The sequence below is a fragment of the Clostridium sp. MCC345 genome, assembly GCF_018785345.1.
GTDB classification, from domain to species: domain Bacteria; phylum Bacillota; class Clostridia; order Lachnospirales; family Anaerotignaceae; genus Anaerotignum_A; species Anaerotignum_A faecicola.
The window spans coordinates 1-1103 of sequence record NZ_WQPP01000029.1 but is presented as its reverse complement, the minus strand read 5'-3'; the positions used below and the strand labels follow the sequence as shown (position 1 = coordinate 1103).

General features: G+C 53.8%; 2 protein-coding genes. Both read left to right on the top strand.

Going from position 1 to position 1103, the window contains the following annotated elements:
* Positions 1–756, top strand: a 756-nt coding sequence (locus GPK49_RS06860; RefSeq protein ID WP_215677113.1) for an AAA family ATPase, incomplete at its 5' end; no start/stop codon positions are given.
* A 142-nt stretch (positions 757–898) separates the two neighbouring features.
* A complete protein-coding gene (locus GPK49_RS06855) occupies positions 899–1057 on the top strand; it encodes a transposon-encoded TnpW family protein (protein WP_006428300.1) in 159 nt (52 codons plus the stop codon).
* Positions 1058–1103 lie beyond the last annotated feature (46 nt).

The window sequence follows — 1103 nt, the reverse complement described above, 5'->3', positions numbered from 1 at the left end:
CAGACCGCCGAGGACGGTTTGGGCGATACCGTTAAGCCCCGGCTGATGGAAGCTGACGCAGACCTTGAACGAGTGCTTGTCATTGACGATAGGGACACACCGCTGACCCTTGCCGATGAGCGCATAGCAAGGGCAATCCGGGAGAACAACGCAAGGCTTGTTATCATTGACCCGGTACAGGCGTTTCTGGGCGCAGATGTGGACATGAACAGAGCAAACGAGGTGCGCCCGATATTCCGCAGTCTGGGAGACATTGCACAGGCTACCGGGTGCGCTATCGTGCTGATTGGACACCTGAACAAAGCCGCAGGAACGCAAAGCACCTACCGGGGATTAGGGTCTATCGACATTACGGCGGCAGTCCGCAGTCTGCTCTTTATCGGCAAGCTGAAGGACAGTCCCACAACGAGGGTGCTTATCCATGAGAAAAGCTCCCTTGCGCCGCCCGGACAGTCCCTTGCCTTTTCTCTGGGAGACGAGAAAGGCTTTGAGTGGATAGGGGCTTATGACATTACCGCTGACGAGCTTCTTGCCGGGACAGACACCGCCAAGACCGAAAGCAAGACCGCACAGGCGCAAATGCTCATTCTGGAACTGCTTGCGGACGGAAAGCGTATGCCGAGTGCAGAGCTGGAAAAGGCAGTCAATGAGCGTGGGATTTCCTCACGCACCATGAGAACGGCAAAGAGCCGTATCGGGGACAGACTTGTGACCGAGAAAGACGGCACAGCATGGGTCTGCTATCTCCGAGATTGACAACAGGAACACGGCAAGCGTGGCAAAGACGGCAAGGGTTTTATAGATACCTTAATGTTGCCGCCTTGCCTTGTTCCCTCATACCGACACCGCCCGATGATGAACAGTCACCGGGCATTTTTCATTTACAGGAGGATTTTGAATGAACAATACCGCAACCAACACCGCCACTTGCCCGACTGTCAGAAAGCAGATCGGCAAGACAACCTATATCGTCCGTGTGCATTTCAGCCAGACCGCAAAAGAGACAATGGAGGACAAAATCAAGCGTCTGCTCCGTGAGGAAGTCCGCAAAATGTGACTTCTTTTTGGATTTGATGAAAAAGTCCTTGACTTTTCGTCTCTGG

What these genes read in the sequence shown, in the direction of transcription:
- GPK49_RS06855 (WP_006428300.1), top strand. Translation starts at nt 899, where the DNA reads ATGAACAATACCGCAACCAACACCGCCACTTGCCCGACTGTCAGAAAG.